Origin of the sequence: Psychrobacter sp. DAB_AL32B (assembly GCF_002224105.1) — a bacterium.
Taxonomy (GTDB): Bacteria; Pseudomonadota; Gammaproteobacteria; order Pseudomonadales; family Moraxellaceae; genus Psychrobacter.
The window spans coordinates 1-844 of sequence record NZ_NEXU01000140.1 but is presented as its reverse complement, the minus strand read 5'-3'; the positions used below and the strand labels follow the sequence as shown (position 1 = coordinate 844).

The window sequence follows — 844 nt, the reverse complement described above, 5'->3', positions numbered from 1 at the left end:
ATTGAGTAACGCACCATATGCACGATACACAGCTGAACCTGTGCCTTTGGATAGACGGTGTTGATGGCATCAGGGAAGCCCTTTAAACCATCTACACAGGCAATGAGGATGTCTTGAACCCCGCGGTTTTGTAGCTCAGTGAGAACACCCAGCCAGAACTTAGCCCCCTCATTTTCTGATAACCACATGCCAAGCAGCTCTTTTTTACCATCAAGACCGACACCTAGCGCCAGATAGATAGCCTTGTTAATGATCTGCTTGTCTTGACGTACTTTGACGACAATGCAGTCTAGGTAGACAATAGGATAGATACTGCTCAGTGGCCTGTTCTGCCATGCAGTGATGTCCTCTAAGATATTATCGGTGACTCTTGAGACAAGAGAGCTTGAGATGTCAACATCATAAAGCTCTTTGATGGTTTCGACGATCTCAGTGGTGGTTTGGCCTTTGGCGTAAAAGAATATGATTTTGTCATCAAGACCTGAAATACGGGTTTGATGCTTACTGACGAGTACGGGCTCAAAGCTGCCAACGCGGTCTCTTGGGGTGGATATCTTAAGATCGCCTGTGTCACTGCGGACGGTCTTTTTAGTATGACCGTTGCGTTTATTAGGCTTATCAGCCTTTTCATGCTTGGGATAGCCTAGATGGTCTTCCATCTCAGCTTCAAGAGCGGTATCGATAAACGATTGCATGAGCTGCTTCTGAAAGTCTTTGATGTCATCAAAGCTTTTCATGCTACTGGCCATTTGCTCGGCCAGTTTCTTAAGGTCAGTTTGGTTAGTCATTGCTTATTCTCCGGTTAGTGGATTATAAGCAGTTACACACTTTTTAGGAAAGGCTC

The 844-nt window shown here is 45.4% G+C and carries 1 protein-coding gene; it reads right to left on the bottom strand.

Translation table 11 applies throughout. The annotated features are described in order from the left end of the window. The coding region (locus CAN34_RS13685; protein WP_254423200.1) for an IS256 family transposase at positions 1-737 on the bottom strand (737 nt) is incomplete at its 3' end. Positions 738-844 lie beyond the last annotated feature (107 nt).